Source organism: Frankia sp. CcMO1 (genome assembly GCF_977945845.1).
In genome coordinates this window covers 1-16,079 of the sequence record NZ_CDWTMG010000097.1, presented here as the reverse complement: position 1 = coordinate 16,079, position 16,079 = coordinate 1, and the positions used below count along the sequence as shown (strand labels likewise).

General features: G+C 71.1%; 10 protein-coding genes. 7 read left to right on the top strand and 3 right to left on the bottom strand.

Going from position 1 to position 16,079, the window contains the following annotated elements; all coding sequences use genetic code 11:
* Positions 1 to 188: 188 nt before the first annotated feature.
* Complete coding sequence (locus AC08OU_RS13325; RefSeq protein ID WP_476605020.1) at positions 189 to 2,789, top strand: LuxR C-terminal-related transcriptional regulator; 2,601 nt, start codon at positions 189 to 191, stop codon at positions 2,787 to 2,789.
* Positions 2,790 to 3,066: 277 nt separating this feature from the next.
* Here the strand turns inward: AC08OU_RS13325 and AC08OU_RS13320 are convergent, their stop codons facing one another.
* Both AC08OU_RS13320 and AC08OU_RS13315 read right to left on the bottom strand, forming a co-directional pair.
* Positions 3,067 to 4,152: a glycoside hydrolase family 26 protein gene (locus AC08OU_RS13320; RefSeq protein ID WP_476605019.1), complete on the bottom strand. Its 1,086-nt coding sequence runs from the start codon at positions 4,150 to 4,152 to the stop codon at positions 3,067 to 3,069.
* Positions 4,153 to 4,491: 339 nt separating this feature from the next.
* Positions 4,492 to 5,526 carry an SDR family oxidoreductase gene (locus tag AC08OU_RS13315; protein ID WP_476605018.1) on the bottom strand — a complete coding sequence of 345 codons (1,035 nt, stop codon included), beginning with the start codon at positions 5,524 to 5,526 and terminating at the stop codon, positions 4,492 to 4,494.
* 580 nt (positions 5,527 to 6,106) lie between these two features.
* Here AC08OU_RS13315 and AC08OU_RS13310 point away from each other — a divergent pair.
* Positions 6,107 to 7,873 (top strand): ABC transporter ATP-binding protein, encoded by a 1,767-nt coding sequence (locus AC08OU_RS13310; protein ID WP_476605017.1) that lies wholly within the window; start codon positions 6,107 to 6,109, stop codon positions 7,871 to 7,873.
* A gap of 58 nt (positions 7,874 to 7,931) precedes the next feature.
* On the opposite strand, the gene AC08OU_RS13305 is transcribed toward AC08OU_RS13310, so the two are convergent.
* Positions 7,932 to 8,276, bottom strand: coding sequence for a hypothetical protein (locus tag AC08OU_RS13305; RefSeq protein WP_476605016.1), 345 nt, complete (start codon positions 8,274 to 8,276; stop codon positions 7,932 to 7,934).
* A 345-nt stretch (positions 8,277 to 8,621) separates the two neighbouring features.
* On the opposite strand from AC08OU_RS13305, the gene AC08OU_RS13300 reads away from it, so the two are divergent.
* The 5 genes from AC08OU_RS13300 to AC08OU_RS13280 all read left to right on the top strand — a co-directional run.
* Positions 8,622 to 9,920 (top strand): ANTAR domain-containing protein, encoded by a 1,299-nt coding sequence (locus AC08OU_RS13300; RefSeq protein WP_476605015.1) that lies wholly within the window; start codon positions 8,622 to 8,624, stop codon positions 9,918 to 9,920.
* A gap of 407 nt (positions 9,921 to 10,327) precedes the next feature.
* Positions 10,328 to 11,962 (top strand): histidine kinase N-terminal 7TM domain-containing diguanylate cyclase, encoded by a 1,635-nt coding sequence (locus AC08OU_RS13295; protein WP_476605014.1) that lies wholly within the window; start codon positions 10,328 to 10,330, stop codon positions 11,960 to 11,962.
* Between the two features lie 257 nt (positions 11,963 to 12,219).
* The gene (locus tag AC08OU_RS13290) at positions 12,220 to 13,968 is read left to right on the top strand and encodes an enoyl-CoA hydratase-related protein (protein WP_476605013.1); all 1,749 of its coding nucleotides are present in this window, start codon (positions 12,220 to 12,222) and stop codon (positions 13,966 to 13,968) included.
* A 1,041-nt stretch (positions 13,969 to 15,009) separates the two neighbouring features.
* Positions 15,010 to 15,837 (top strand): hypothetical protein, encoded by an 828-nt coding sequence (locus tag AC08OU_RS13285; protein ID WP_476605012.1) that lies wholly within the window; start codon positions 15,010 to 15,012, stop codon positions 15,835 to 15,837.
* Between the two features lie 16 nt (positions 15,838 to 15,853).
* Positions 15,854 to 16,079, top strand: a 226-nt coding sequence (locus AC08OU_RS13280; RefSeq protein WP_476605011.1) for a hypothetical protein, incomplete at its 3' end; no start/stop codon positions are given.

Genomic DNA, 16,079 nt, shown 5'->3' with positions numbered 1-16,079 from the left:
CTGAGCGAATCTCCCATCCGTGATGCCCGATTGGCCGCTGTCGCCATGCTCTGGAACATATGCGCAGCCCGAGTCCAAGGTGTTTCGTATCGTGCACGACTTTGCACAATGCGTGGCCGTAGGCTGAACAACTGGTAGCGCAGCTCGCCTGGCTACCGTCGCGCACCTGTAGAAATCGGGAGAATGCCGTGGGGGAGTCCCGGGCCGGCGTTGTGGGCGATGTGTCCCGGCACGTCGTCCGGTTGGGGGATAGGGACCTGGAGCCGGCGGCCGCGCCGGATGGCCGAGCCCAACCGGATGCGCGGCACGGGACGCCGGTACATGAGGCGGCGGGGTCCGTCCCTCTCGACCTGACGAGCTTCGTCGGGCGCCGGGACGACGTCGCCCACGTCCGGCGCCTGTTGTCGTCGTCGCGACTGGTGACGCTGACCGGCGGCGGGGGGGTGGGAAAGTCCCGGCTGGCGAGGCACGTCGCGACGTGCGTGCGGCGTGCGTTCCCTGACGGCGTATGGGTCGTGGACCTCACCGAGGTCCGCGCCACCGACGAATGGCAGGCGCTCTCGTCGCAGGACCCGTCCACGGCGGCACGGCAGATCGCGGCCGTCCTGGGAGTGCGTGACCGGTCCGGGCAGATGCCGTTGGAGGTGCTGACGGCGCACATCGAGAAGCGGCGCCTGCTCCTCCTGCTGGACAACTGCGAGCGTCTGCTCCCGGGCTGCGCGGTGCTCGTGGGCGCGTTGCTGCGGGCCTGTGCCCACCAGCGGATCCTCGCGACCAGCCGTCAGCCTCTCGACGTGGGCGGGGAGGTGATCATCCCGGTGGCGCCGTTGCCCGTTCCGGGGGAGGGAGCCGAGGCGAACACCGCCGAACTGGGCCGGAACGACGCCGTGGCACTGTTCACGGCGCGGGCGGGGTCCGTGCTGCCCACGTTCGCCCTCGACGGGACGACGGCCGGGCCGGTGGCCGGGATCTGCCGCCGGCTGGACGGGCTGCCCCTCGCGATCGAGCTGGCCGCCGCGCGCGTGCGGGTGCTGGCACCGCAGCAGATCCTCGACCGGTTGGACGACCAGATGGCGGGGCGGCTCACGCTGCTGAGCGGGGGTAGCCGGAGCGCCCCTGTCCGGCAGCAGACGCTGCGGGCCTGCATCGACTGGTCCTACGACCTGTGCACCGAGCCCGAGCGCGTGCTGTGGGCGCGGCTGACGGTGTTCGTCGGCGGGTTCGAGCTGGACGCCGTCGAGGGCGTCTGCGCCGACGAGGCCCTGCCCGAGTCGGACCTGCTCGACTTGGTCACCACCTTGGTCGACAAGTCGATCCTGGTCCGTCACGACCACGGGCAGGTCGTGCGCTACCGGATGCTGGATCTCATCCAGGAGTACGGGCAGGCCCGGCTGCGGGAAGCGGGGGAGCAGGCAGTTCTGCGGCGCAGGCACCGCGACTGGTACGAGCGCTTCACGGCGCGGGCCCGTGACGACTGGCTCGGCCCGCATCAGGCCGACGCCGTGGCGCGCCTCTCCCGTGAGTCCGCCAACCTCCGGGCCGCGATCAAGTTCAGTCTCGCCGAGCCGCACGAGGCCGAGCACGCCGTGCGCGTCGTCCTCGCGCTCCCGGTCGTGTACTGCCAGGCCATGGGCATGCTGCCCGACGCGCTGAACTGGCTGGATCTTGCCCTCGCGCGGGTGACCGCACCGACGGCGGTGCGCGCCAAGGCGCTCATCCGGGCGGCGCACCTGGCGTTCGGGATCGGCGACCTGGCCGCGGCGGCGCGGTTGCAGCGTGAGGGGGAAGATCTGGCCCGGCGGCTGGATGCACCGGCCGAGCTGGCCTACGCCGCCCACATGTCGGGCCTCATCGCGCTGGGCGACGGCAACCTGGTCGCCGCGACAGAGCTCGAGGAACGGGCGCTGACGATGCTCGCGTCGGTGCCGGACCCGGGGCAGGAACTGCGGCTGACCGTGCTGACCGCACTGTCGTTGATGGCCGGGCTCGCCGGGGACCGCGACCGGGCGGAGGCCTGCCGCCAGGACGTCGACGCGATCTGCGGGCGCGATGGCGACCGCTACTACCGTTCGAGATCTCACATGGCGTGCGCGCTGGCCGCGTGGGGTCGGCGCGATCTCGCGGACGCCGCCGAGGAGGCTTCGGCGAGTCTCCGGCTCATCCGGGAACAGGGCGGGTCCGGCGCGTCGGGTTCTGCGTCGGGTTCATGGGACCTGATGGTGCTGCGATTGAACCTCGAGATCCTCGCCTGGGTGGCGGCCGCGAGGCGCGAATTCAAGCGCGCCGCCACGTTGCTGGGCGCGTGTGAAGCCCTGCGCACCCAACTCCGCCAATCCGTCGCCACGCTCCGGCACATGGCTGACCACCACGAGGCATGCGCCGTCCGGACGCGAGAGGCCATGGGCGCGGCGGCGTTCGACGCGGCCTGCCGGCAGGGGCAGGGCCTCACGCACAATGCCATGATCGCCGTCGCGCTGCGGGAACGAACTGCGACGGCACCGACGACGGGATCCGGATCGGCGACGCCGTCGGGATCGTCCCCGACGGCGTCCTCCTCCGCGGTGGCGTCAGTGGCGTCGGCCCGGAACTCTCCGACGCCACTGACGCCCCGGGAGCAGCAGGTCGCCGAACTCATTGCCGAGGGACGGAGCAACAAGGAGATTGCGGCGACTCTCGTCATCTCCCAGAGGACCGCGGAGGGTCATGTGGAGAACACACTGACGAAGCTGGGCTTCACCTCCAGGGCCCAGATCGCCGCATGGGCGACCGGGCGGCAGCGGGATCTGTAACGGGATGGGCAGGGGTGGGATGGGCACACGTGTTGGCGGGCCGGCCCGCGGTGCTCGGTTCGCCAGTGCGAGGGGGCTGGCAAACCGAGCGGTCGCCCGCCCGCTTGTCTCGAGGCGGGCGACCGGCCGCTCCCGATGGGGGAGATCGGCATGACTTGACTCTGCCTCGCGGCGGCACCGGGGGGACCGGGAGAAATACCTATCCTTGCCCGTGTCCCGCGTAGGGGGCTGAGTTCCGCCAGGCCCTGTGTCAGAGCCTGTCCTGGAATTCAGGCTCTCAGACGCGCGACACCGGGGGCCGGGACGGCGCCGTCCTGGTCGCCACCGTGAGCCGGACCTGGCGGCGGTACTCGGCCGCCGCCCGCGGGTTGAGGGAGAGCGCGCCGGCGTAGTAGGGCGCGGGCTCGTTGAAGTAGGCCTCGTACGCCAGGTTCTTCGCCTGCTGCCGGAAGAAGCCGAACATCTTCTTGACGTACAGGGGGTTGTCGCCGCCGTTGTGGCCCGCCCACGCGGTTCCCGGGTAGACGCCCCACTCCGGGACGCTGAGCTTCTTGCCGTGGCCGCGGGCGAACCCGGCCCAGAACCTCAGACCGAACGCCCCGTTGTAGTGCGCGTTCCAGTCCGCCTCGGTGCGCACGCCCGGCCAGCCGTCGTACGAGTCGACGCCGACGATGTCGACGTATCGGTCGCCGGGGTACGCGCGCCGCGTGTCGATGCCGAGCGGCGAGCGGCCTCGGTTCACGTTCCAGTCCCAGCGCAGCGCCGGGGCGGTCCGCTCGGCGGAACGCTGCACCTGACGCCAGCAGGCGGCGAAGGTCTCGGGGCTCCGGGCCGACCACGCGTACCAGTTCCCGTTGAACTCCCAGCCGAGGCGCACGATCGTGCGGCCCGACATGCCCGCCGCCCGGATCCGGGTGCCGAACCTCCGCCACCAGCCGTTGTACGCGCCCGCGGCGCAGGCGCGCAGTGACGTCCCGGCCTTTTCGGGGAACGGCGGCAGGCCGAGCACGACGGTCTGCGACGACCGCTTCCAGCGGTCGTAGAGCCAGGTGGAGTTCGTGACCTCGCGCCAGGTGCTGCGGGCAGGCCAGGTGACGACGACGTCCGTGCGGGCGCCGCGCCACGAGCCGAACGACGTCACGGCCGCCGCGTTGTCGCCGGGGATGAAGACGCCGCTGGGCCAGCCGAGGGTGGGCCGGGCTGTCAACGCCGAGGTGGTCGCTGGGCCTGTCGAGCTTGCGGACGCAGCCGAGGTGGGCGCCCCGGCCGCCACGGCGGGGACGGCGATCACGGCGACTGCCGCGGCGGCAACGGAGCCGCCGACCAGCGAGCGGACGATCGGCGCGAACAGCTTGCGGGGCACGCAGCGACCCTTCGACGGGGATGGGGGGTGCGGGTGCCTGGCCGTCGGGGGGGTCGGCCCGGCACCCGCACGTCAAGCCCGTCGGCGCACGTGGCGAGGTCATGAGGCGTCGAGTGACGAGTGGTCGTCCGGACGGGTGCCCGCCGTCCGGGGGAGGCGATCGCGGGGAGCGGTCCTCCAAAGCAATCAACCGACTGAGTCGCGCCTGGACCCGGTTCCCGGGTCCGCACACGACTGAGTCGCGCCTGGACCCGGTTCCCGGGTCCGCACACGACTGAGTCGCGTTGAGACCCCGAAAAGGGGTCGAAACACGACTCAGTCGGCGGAAGGTGGATCAGTTCAGGCGAAGCTGGGCTCGGGCCAGGACGCGGTGTCGCGCCGGGCCCAGTAGCGCAGGCTGCGCCTGGCGATCTCGGCTGCGTCGGGCGGCGTCCCCACGCCGAGGGCCGCCAGTTCGGGGTGTGACGTCGGCAGCGGCCCGTCGGCCGGGATGGTCGCCGCGAAGTACGCGACCTGACCGGCAAGCTCCGCGCGGGCGGATTCGTCGGTGACGCTGGCCCAGGCCTGTTCGAGCGCCGGGCCCCACAGCAGGGTGGGCAGGTCGGCCGCGTAGCCGAACTCGTCCGCCACCTCCAGGGCGATGTCGACGACGTCGGCGAGCGTCAGGGCCGCCGGGCCGCAGGTGATCCAGTACTCGGAGCCGACCGCTCGCGCTCGCACCGTCGCGGCCACCGCGGATGCGACGTAGTCCACCGGCACGAGGTCGACGGCGGCGTCCGGCGGGAACGGGATCACGGGCAGCCGGCCGCGGAGGAACCGCGCGGCCATCTGGTAGAACCCGCCGAACGCGGAGATCGCGCCGGTCCGCGAGTGACCCACGACGATCGAGGGGCGCAGGACCGCGTGCGGGATGCCGGCCTCACGGATGGCGTCCTCAGCCTCCAGGGCCTGGCTCGTGTACCTGGCGGCGCACTCGGCGAGAGGGCCGTCGGCGGGCAGGCCAAGGCACGCCGAGCTCACCTGGTAGTAGGGGACGCCGGCGTGGGCGGCCAGCTTGACCAGCCGGGGGGTGCCGTCGACGTCGGCCGGGCGGGACGGCGCCGACGTGGCGCCCGGTGCCGCGACCGGGGCGACGTTCACCACCTCGTCGATGCCGTGGACGAGATCGAGGTAGGCGGCAGTGGACAGGCCCAGTTGGGGCCGGGAGGCGTCCCCGGGGAGGGTGGCGACGATCCCGTCCCCGGGCAGGGGTCCGTGGCCGAGGCACAGTGGCTCGATCGTGGGATCCGCCGCGAGCTGGCGGAGGAGCTCCTGACCCACGACACCCGAGGCGCCCGCCAGCAGAACCTGCCGTTTCGTCAGGTGCGCGGGCATGGTCGGTCCTTTCCGAAAGAAAGGTCGCGGGTGCCATGGAAATACTCAGCCACCGGTCGCGGCCGGAATGTCGCCGCCAAGCCGCGATAACCGCAGGACTCCAATAGGCGCCGATCTACGGAGTGTGAATGTACATACATCAATGAGTGATGTCCAACTCGCATCGGAGCCATTGGGGCGGAAGCGTCCAATGCGTGACGAGTTACCGATGTGGTTCGTTTTCTCGCAGGTCAGCAGGGCTGTCCGTGGATCCGGACGTACCCGTGGACAGCGAATGCATAGCTGTCTGGCAGGCGTTGCGCAGGACGCTCCCGGGGCTTTGTCAGGAAACCCCTCCACCTTAGGTGATGTCGGAATTAACCGGCACAACCGAAAACGGATCGACCGTTCCGGTCGACCACGAGAAGGAGGCCCACAATGCCGAGCATCCTCCCCGTTCAGCCCACGCCGCGCCGTCCCAAGAAGAGGACTCCGAAGCCGAAGCTGCCGAAGCGCGGCTGACGCGCGCGTCTCGTCGATGGACAAGGGGCCGGTGAGCGGAGGCGCTCACCGGCCCCTTCCCTGACCGGAGGGTGTGGAGATGGGTGCGGAAGGCGTGATGGAGCGGGAGGCCGTCGGAACCCCCGAGACCGCCGAGCTCGATGATCCGCCCGGCCTGCCGTGGCGGGCGGCGCTGGCGAGGTTCTGGCCGCTCACGGAGGGCATGCGGTGGCCGATGATCGCGGCCGTGGTGGGGTACATCATCGCGGCGATCGCGGACGCCGTGATGATCGACATGTTGTCCAGCGTCGTCGACGACGCGCTGAGCGCCGGCGACCTCGGCGCCTTCTGGGGGCCCGCGTTCGTCTGGGCGGGGGTCGCGCTCGCGGCCGCGGCGGTGACGTTCGCGGCCTCGATGCTGACCGCCGTCTCGGCGGAGTTCTTCAGCCTGCGGCTGCGCGCGAAGGCGCACTCGCACCTGCTGACCGTCCCGCCGCACGCGCTCAACGACCAGGACCTCGGCGACCTGCTCTCGCGGCTGACGGACGACGTCGACGACGTCGAGCACCTGGTCGTCACGGGTGTGGTCGACGCGATCGCCAATACGGTGACGGCGGTCGTGTTCGTCGTGGCCGCGGTCTGGCTGCGATGGGACCTCACCCTCGTGGTGCTGGCGGGCGCACCGCTGATCTGGATGGTCAACCGGCGCCTGTCGGCCCGGTCCAAGGAGGTGTCCCTCGACGAGCGGGTGGCGCACGGCCGGCTGACCGCGACGCTCGAGGAGAGCCTGGCGAACCTCGCGCTGGTTCAGGCGTACAACGCACAGCGGATCGAGGGCGGGCGCCTGGATCAGGCCGGGCGGTGGCTGGTGCGGGCACGGCTGCGGGAGCGCATGCTCGACTCCACCCACGGGCCGGTCATGGAACTCCTCCAGACTGCCGCGCTGCTCAGCGTGATGGGCGTCGGGGTATACGACATCGCCACCGGCCGGCTCACGGTCGGCGGCATGCTCGCCTTCGTCACGTACCTCGGCTTCCTCTACCCGCCGCTGACGGCGCTCGGCCAGATGGGGATGTCGGCGTCCGCCGCCGGCAGCGCCGCGCTGCGCCTGGTCCAGGTGTTCGATCTGGCCCCCGTGGTGAGCGACCCTCCCGGCGGGCGGCTGGTCGCCCCGCGCGGTGGGCTCCGGGTGGAGGGCGTGACCGTCGGCAGCGGCCACCGCATGATGCTCCGCGACGTCAGCTTCGACGTCGCCGCCGGCGAGCTGCTGTTCGTCACCGGCCCCAGCGGCGCCGGAAAGTCCACCCTGGCCTCGACGCTGGTCCGGTTCCGGGACCCGGCGGCGGGCCGGATCCTGCTGGACGGCACGGACCTGCGGCAGTACAGCCTTGCCGCCTTGCGGCAGGCGGTGACCCTGCTGCCCCAGGAGCCGATGATGATCGACAGCTCGGTGGAGGCCAACGTGATGTACGGCGTCCCCGATGCCTCGCCGGAGGCAGCGCGCGCCGCCGCCCGGGCCGCGGCCGCGGAGACGTTCATCGGCCGGTTGCCCGACAGCTGGCGCACCCGCGTCGGTCAGCGGGGGCGGATGCTGTCCGGCGGGCAGCGGCAGCGGATCGCGCTCGCGCGCGCCCTGCTGCGGGGCAGCCCGGTGCTCGTCCTGGACGAGCCGACGACCGGGCTGGACCGCGAGAACGCCCAGGCCCTGATGCGCACGGTGCGCGAGCAGGCCGGACGCCGGACGGTCATCATGATCAGTCACGACCTGGAGCTGGCGAGGTTCGCCGACCGCGTGCTGGTGTTGGCGGACGGCCGGGTGCAGGCCTGGGGAACCCCAGCGGACCTGGGCCTGGTTGAGCAGGGTTAGCTCGTGTAAGCGGGGTGATTCGGCGGGAATCCTGCTCGAATCACCCCGCGTACGCGAGCTAACCCTTCGTTCGGACGTCCGGGGCCGGTGCTCCGGTGACGTCGAGCGACATCACCGTCCGGCGCGAACAGAGCGCCTGGAAGCAGGGTCCTTCCGCGGTGACGTACTGGGCGGCGTCCAGCATCGCGACCATCCGCTGCGACGCCGCGAACGTCGCCGGTGCGTTGTCCTGGAGGACGCAGGTCACGGCTCGATCCGCGCCGCGGACCGCGTCGACGGCCAGGCCGGCGACGGACTCGAGCAGTTGCGGCAGGCTCGTGACGGCGGCCGAGCCGAGGCCGGGCAGCCGCGGGAACGGGACGTCGGGGACGGGAACGGGGCTGGGTTCGTCGTCACGTGGCAACGGCGGGCTCCTGGCTCCGCAGGCGGTGCTGGAGGCACCCAGGCCCGCAGGCACCGGTCGCAGCACTGGACTTGGCCGCCCGGGCCGACGTCGAGACTACCGGATGCGCGGGACGGCAGAGGCTGGGTCTGCTGGGGGTGGAGGGACTGCGGACGTGCCGCGCGGCATCGGGCCACGTATTCGATCCCGATCGAGGGGCCCGACGGGCAGCGTCCGGCCGGGAAAGGGAGGATGCTTGACCCGTAGTCACTGTGGCGTCTCTCGCCGTACGCCCCTCGGTCAGCACTCCGTGAAGCCGCGCGCGGTGTCCGGCAGGTCAGGCCCCAGAGAGGGAGGTCGCGTCATATGTCGGAACCCGAGTCCGGGCGACCTTCCGTATCGGATCTGCCCCGGGCATTCACGAATTGTGTCGACGCCGTCCGCGAGACCGTCACCGCTATCCACCTCGCCACGGCGGATCTGGACGGCGGCGACACCGGCGTCGCGGAGCCGACCGGTGTGCCGCCGGTTCCGCTGCTCACGACGAACGCCGACGGTGCAGTCCTGGAGGCGAACACGGCCGCCGCGGACCTGCTCCGCCTGAACGCTCCACAGGCGCGTCGCAAGCCCGTCTTCAGTTTCATGGCCGGTGAGGCACGTCGTTGCGGCCGCGACCTCCTCGGCGAGGCCGTCCGCGGCGGTGACGCGATCGAGGGACGCTTGAGCATCGTCCCGCGCGGCGGCGGTGAGGTCCCCTGCCAGGTGACCCTCGTCCCCGCTGCCGCCACGGGCGACGACCGGGCCGCGGTGATCCGCTGGCTGATCAAGCCGGCGCCTCCCGATCCGGGTGCCGACGACGCCGGCTACCGGGCGGCCCTGACCGAGCTGTGCCGCCTCGGGGTCGGGAACGGCGACCTGCGTGGCCAGTTGCGCCGCCTCACGGAGCTGGCGAGCAGCGCCGTCCCCGGGGTGGAGGCGGCGTCCGTCCTCGTGGGCGAACCCGCCGCGCCCGCACTGGTGGCGACGTCGTCCTCGCTGGCTCAGTCCGGTGACGGCGTGCAGCACCTGGCGGGCGCAGGCCCGGCCTTCGACGCGTTCCGGGGGATCCGGGCCACCGGCAGCGGCGACCTCGCCGATGACCCGCGGTTGGGCCCGCCGGGTCGCGACCCCGATTCGTACCCGGTCCGCAGCTGCCGTGCCTTCCCGCTCGAGCTGGACGGGGCCGCCGCCGGCGTCCTCACGCTCTATGCGCGGCCGCCGGGTGCCGTGCGGGGCGAGGTGGTCGCCGAGCTCGGGCGCCCCTTCGTCGTCGCGGCCGAGTCCTTGGTGCGGGACACCCGGGTCGTGGCCGAGATCGCGCGGGTCCGCGACCAGCTCCAGGAGGCGCTGCGGTACCGCGGCGTGATCGAGCAGGCCAAGGGCATGATCATGCTGGCCCGGGGGTGCGACTCCGAGGAGGCGTTCGGGGTCCTCGTGCGGATGAGCAACGTGCGCAACACGAAGCTGCGCGAGGTGGCGCAGCTGTTCGTGGCCAATGGCGGGCGGCTGGAACGGCGGCAGTCCCCGGCGGACCGGCTCAAGATCGATGGCGTGAAGGCGGAGCGCTTCAGCCCACCACGCTCATCACGATCAGTGCCCCGGAGATCTTCTGCGCCCCCTGCTTGAGCGGGCTGACCGAGACGGACACCCGGATCGGCCGGCTCCGTCGGTTCACCGCGTAGACGAAGAGGCTCGGATGCGTCACCTGGACCTGACCGCCGCCGGCAGGTCGGTGGGAGCCAGGTCCCGGGGGTCGCAGCGCCCCGCCGGGTGATCTGCCCTCGCCCAGGCTGTTTTGTATATTTCCGTCTGGATAAGAGGCCTCGCGCGGATTCGTCCGTCGTGACTGGTCACAGGGCAGCCGTGGCGTTGTGTGACGGCTGTGTCCCGTGCCACTCTGCCTATTCGTCCCAGCATTCCGGGGCGAAGCGAGCAGGGCGGCGGCGCCCGGTCCCAGGGGCCCGGGCGCCGAGCCGCTCCCGGCGACTGTGTGGCGCCGCGCCGCCGAAGGTCGCGAGAGGAGGCCCCGACCGATGTGGTCGCAGGTGCTCGCCCTCGCGTTCGGGTGCACCGCGGCCGCGGGCGTCGTCGTCCTGGTCCAGTCCTGGCGGCGCCGTCACGTCACGCCCGCGGCGCGCCTGCTCGCGGTGGGGGCGGCCGGTGCGACCGAGTGGGCGCTCGGCGAGGCGGCGGCGGTCCTGTCCGACGACGCGCCGGATCGGTTCATGGTCGTCGGGCTGACCTTCTTCCCCGGCGCGCTGGTGACGATCGCGGCCTCCTACTGCTTCCTCACCGCGATCGCGGACCGGGCCTACCGGGTCACCCCGCGGGCTGCGCTGCTGCTGTCCGTCGAGCCAGCCCTGGTGATGCTGGCCGTCGTCACCAACTCCTGGCACCACCTGGTCTTCGTGGACGCGGACTCCGTCGGCGTGCAGGGAGTCCGCGTGCCGCAGTTCGGACCGGTGTTCTGGGCCCACACGGCCTACAGCTACGTCCTGCTCCTCGTCGGGTTCCTGCGCGTGGTGCGTGCCTGGCTCTGGGTGCCCGCCATGTACCGGTCCCTCTACACCTGGACGCTCGCGATCGCCGTCCCACCGGTCGTCGGGAACCTGTTCGCGCTGTTCACGCCGGGGGGCTCGGTCGACCTCACGGTGATGGGCTTCGCGGCCTCCGGGGCCATCGCCCTGTGGGGCCTGACGTACCGGATGTACGTCGAACTCGTGCCGGTGGGCATCCAGCAGGTGATGGAGACGATCGGGGACGCCGTGCTCGTGGTCGACCGGTTCGGGCGCATCCTGCACGCCAACCCGTCCGCGACCCGGATGCTGGGCGGCGCGTCGCCGTCGCTCGTCGGGCTGGGCGTGCGCGACGTCCTGGCCGCCGACTTCGGTCTGGCCGAGAACGCGCCGGCCGAGAACGCGCCGGCCGAGCAGACGCTGGTCGCCGTGGCCGGCAGCGGCGTGGACCTCGAGGTGCGCGCCAGCGCGCTGCACGATCATCTCGGCGAGTTCATCGGCTGGGTGCTCGTCGCGCGCGACATCTCGGAGCAGCTCCGGCAGCGGCGGAGTCTCGAGGAGGCCAACTCCATGCTCCGCGACCAGATCGAGATGATCGAGCTGCTCCGGGCGGACCTCGCCGAGCAGGCCGTCCGGGACGCGATGACCGGCCTGCACAACCGCCGGTACCTCACGCAGGCGCTGGAGCGTGAGGTGGTCCAGGCGAAGGCCGCCGCCCGGCCGTTGAGCCTTGCGCTGCTCGACATCGACCACTTCAAGCTCGTCAACGACCGGTGGGGCCACGGTGTGGGTGACGCCGTGCTGGTCAAGCTGGCCCAGTTGTTCGCGGCGCACGGGCGTGACGGCGACATCGTGGCGCGGCACGGCGGCGAGGAGTTCGTGGTGGTCATGCCGGGGACTGCGGGTCCGGACGCCGTCCGCCGCCTCGACGAACTGCGCGAGGACACCCGGGCGACGCAGATCCGCTCGGACGGTCACGTGATCGGCGTGACGTTCAGCGCGGGGGTCGCCGCCTTCACCGGCTCGGAGACGCCCACCGAACTGCTCCAGGCCGCCGACCAGGCGCTCTACACGGCCAAGCGGCGGGGCCGGGACCGCGTCGAGCTCGCCGAGCCGCCGGCTCACCGGGTCTGGTCACCGGAACGGGCCTGATCGATGGGTGCGGCGTGGTCGGCCCCACCAGGCTCCTACCGTCGAGTTGGCCGCCACTGGGCGCGGATTGCGCGGCAGCGTTTCTCGACATTGGGCGGTGACATTCTCACCGGTGGCACCGGGGGAACCAGGAGTCCCGCACCCTCGGCAAGGGCGACGTAAAATCCGCCTAGGGGAAATCCCCGACGAAGGAACCTGTCTGTCAGTGGGCGGGGGAAACGTAAGGCGGGTTCATTGGCCCCTCCTTGGATGGTGACATGAGAATCCTCCTGCTGGTCTCGTCGTTCAACGGTCTCTCGCAACGGGTTTGGTGCCGGTTGCGGGACGGCGGTCACGAGGTGGTGGTGGAATTCGCCCGCGATCCGGACGGGGCATTAGCAACGGCGCGAGCCTTCGGCCCGGACCTTATTCTTTGTCCATTCCTGAAAGAGCGTGTGCCCGAGCAGGTATGGCGCACGTGGCGCACGATCATCATTCACCCGGGACCCGTGGGCGACCGCGGCCCGACGTCTATCGACCACGCCATCACGGACGGCGTGCCCGTCTGGGGGGTGACGGCGCTGCAGGCGGTCGACGAACTGGACGCCGGTCCGGTCTGGGCCACCGCCACGTTCCCGATGCCGGCGGAGGCGCCACGAAAGACGGAGCTCTACACGGGTCCGGTGACGGATGCCGCGGTGGCCTGCGTCGGGGAGGTCCTCGAGAAGGCGGCCGACCCGGGCTTCGAACCGGTACCGCTCGACGCGGCGAGACGCGCGGTCCCAGGCACTGGGCTCCGCCCGCGGCTCCGCCAGGAGCAGCGGGCGTTCTCTTGGGACGACCCGCCGGAGGACATCGTGCGGCGGATCCGGGCGGCCGACGGCTCACCAGGCGTGCTGACCACCGTGGGCGGCGTCCCGGCGTACGCCTTCGACGCACATCCGGGCACCACGGTCGGGGCGACCCTGGGGTCGGTGGGCGCGTTAGCGTCCTGCGGACGACGGCAGGCGGCCGCACCTGGTGCCGTACTGGGGCAGGCCGAGGGCGCGGTGCTCGTCCGGACCGGCGGTCCGTCACCAGAGGGCTCCGGCGGGGGCGGCGTCTGGATCGGCCACCTGCGGTTGCCCGGCGGGATCAAGCTGCCGGCGACGGTCGCGCTGCGTTCGGTGCTGCGCGGCGTCCCCCACCTGCGTCCGACGCCGTTGCCGTGGCTGACGTACCGGCGGGACGGCGCCGTCGGCACGGTCACGTTCCGGCCGTACAACGGCGCGCTCTCCGCCCGGCAATGCCGCAACCTGGCCTCCATGGTGCGGTTCGCGCTGCGGCAGGACACGTCCGTCGTCGTGCTCCGGGGCGGCTTCGACGTGTTCTGCAACGGCATCCACCTCGGGATGATCGAGGCAGCGGTGAATCCGGCCGCGGAGGCGTGGGCGAACATCCGGGCGATCAACGCCGTCTGCCGCCAGGTGTGCGCGAGGTCGCGCCAGACCGTGATCGCGGCGTTCACCGGAAGTGCGGGCGCCGGCGGCGCGATGCTCGCGCTGGGTGCGGACCTCGTGGTGGCGCGCGCGGGCATCGTGCTGAACCCGTACTACGACATGGGTCTGTTCGGCTCGGAACTGCACACGCTGACGTTGCCGCGGCGGGTGGGCTCCGGCTGGGCGTCGCGGCTGCTGAGCCGGCGGTTGCCGCTGGACGCGGGGCAGGCGCTGTCGATCGGCCTGGTCGACGTCGTCGGCCCCCGTGAACCCGCGGAATTCACGGCCTGGCTCGACGACCTCGCGGGGCGGGCCGCGGACTACGCCCGGCTCGGTCACCTGCGTACCGGCCACGGAGCCGGGCCGCGCCCGGACGCCGAGCGGCCGCTGTCGTACTACGAGACGGCGGAACTGGCCGAGATGGCGCAGGACATCTTCGACGACCGGAACGGCTTCGCCGGGCGGCGCAACGCGTTCGTGAACAAGCTACCGCCGCCGGAGACCCCGCCGGGGCTCTCGGTCCTGCGGCCCAGGTGGGCGATGCCGTAGGGCCCCGGACCTGCTGCATCGGTGCGCGGGCTCTCGCGCAGTTTGACGGAGTACGACGGCGAACTGCGGCCGGGTGCCGGGTACAAGGCATGCTCATGGACGCGCAGGTGGCGGCCGAGGGCTTCGCCCGGGTCACGTACGAGATCGATCCGGTCGGCGACGGCGTAGCGAGGAGCCGCCCGGTGCGGCGCTCCGGTGGCGGCCGCCCCCGCACGGCCGCCATCGGAGTCCGGAGGCCCGCAAGCCGGAGGCCGGACCCGGCCAGCAGTCACTGCCCGACCGCTCTCACCCCGACCGGCCCCACGCCCGCACCGTTGAGGGCGGGGGCCGGAGTCGGTGGCCTCCCGGAGGATCGGGGACCCTGTGGGAGCGGGTACAGCGATGATGCGCTCGTTAACGGCCGGTAACAAGGGGTTCGGTAAATACATCGACAAAACGGGCAACCATTTGTTGCCCTTTCGGGCAAGGCGGACCCCGGCATCCCAAAGCGCTTGGGGTGCCCAGCGCGGGGCTGTCGGCCTTGGCCGACACGCCCTCGATGATTGCTTCGTTGATCGGTCAGTGGTCGTGGGCGATCAGGTTGTCGCCACTCGGCTCGGTAAAAGTGCGCTGCAACCGTTTGCGCGATGTCAACTCGTAATCAACCAAACGGCACTAACGCAGGTCAACCCGCGATCGGAGTGACGCGCGAGCAGGCGGGTCCGCCTCCGGCGTCCTGGACGTCCCCGCCGCCGTCGGTGCGGTCGGCGGCGACCCGTCGAGGTCGCGGTACTCATCGCCGCGGCGTCCCGAACAACATCGCCAGGGTCTCGAGCCGATAGCCGGGCGCCGATGGCGGCTCGGTCCGTGCGGCCCGCGTCGCGCGCCAGCTCGTCCAGCTGTGCGGCCGAGGGCGCGACGCTCACGAGAACAAACACCTCGCTTTTAATACAAAAAGGGGCCAAAAATATTAATTGCGCAAACCGGGTGAAGAGACTGCTAGCGTCCCGTTCCTACCGGGAAGTAACCGACTTCTCAGTACAGAAAGGGGAATCTACACCTATGAAGATCCAACGGGGCCTGGCCGTCACCGTCCTCGGTGCGGCCTTGACACTCAGCATGAGCCTCGGCGCGGCCGGCGCCGCCTCGGCCGCCACTGACGGCCAGGACGTCGCCGACAAGATCATCACCAGCACCACGGGGGCCAGTGCGGCGGACCTTCCTGCGGAGAAGACCGTCGCCGGTGTCGACGTGCAGCCCGCCCGGGCCGACGATGGGGACAAGCTCGACACCCGCGTGCAGCACAAGGACGGCAACGTCTCCGTCTTCGCCGTCCTCAAGCACGGCCAGTCCGAAGCAACGTTCGGGGGCATCCTCGAAGCAGGGCAGCACTACGAAGAGGCCGGCCGTGGCGGCCTGGTCGTCCTCAACGAAAAGGACCAGATCGTCAAGGTGATCGCGGCACCGTGGGCGAAGGACGCCACCGGGGCCAAGCTGTCCACCCGGTACGTCATCGAGGACAACAAGATCGTCCAGCAGGTCGACACGACCAAGGCCGTGTTCCCCGTGGTCGCCGACCCGACGGTCACGGCCGGGTTCTACAACTTGATCCCTGTGTTCCGGATCCACTTCACCTGGACCGAGACCTGGAAGATCAAGAACAACATCGACACAGGCAAGGATGTTGGCCTCGTAGTCTGCGGTCTGATTCCCAACGTGGCCGCCAAGGCGGTATGCAGCTTCTTCGTGTACCTGGGCGCTCAAGACGTCAAGAACAACGTCAACGCCGGGATCAAGGAGAAGAAGTGCTTGGGGCTTCGGCTCCCAGCGAGCACCGCGGTTGCCCTCATCTCCGCGTATGATGCATATCGGGTGACATGCACTTCCTGACCAGAAGGAGACATTCGTGACGGCATCCACCGATCTGTCAACGCCCATGATCAATTGGGGGCGGCAGATCAGGATCGAGTTGGGCTATCTCTTGGGCACCGCCCTCCTCGTCCTCCTCGCCAGGGTGGCATTCGACAGCTTGTCGTGGACTTACCTCATCGCATTGGCAGGCGGTGCCCTCATCGTGGTGCGGGTCTTCGACTGGGTAAACACGTACCGCTACATCCGTAAGCGACGCCGCA

Coding starts and splice junctions, on each gene's coding strand:
- AC08OU_RS13290 (WP_476605013.1), top strand. CDS start 12,220: ATGAGAATCCTCCTGCTGGTCTCGTCGTTCAACGGTCTCTCGCAACGG.
- AC08OU_RS13295 (WP_476605014.1), top strand. CDS start 10,328: ATGTGGTCGCAGGTGCTCGCCCTCGCGTTCGGGTGCACCGCGGCCGCG.
- AC08OU_RS13310 (WP_476605017.1), top strand. CDS start 6,107: ATGGGTGCGGAAGGCGTGATGGAGCGGGAGGCCGTCGGAACCCCCGAG.
- AC08OU_RS13315 (WP_476605018.1), bottom strand. CDS start 5,526: ATGCCCGCGCACCTGACGAAACGGCAGGTTCTGCTGGCGGGCGCCTCG.
- AC08OU_RS13300 (WP_476605015.1), top strand. CDS start 8,622: ATGTCGGAACCCGAGTCCGGGCGACCTTCCGTATCGGATCTGCCCCGG.
- AC08OU_RS13285 (WP_476605012.1), top strand. CDS start 15,010: ATGAAGATCCAACGGGGCCTGGCCGTCACCGTCCTCGGTGCGGCCTTG.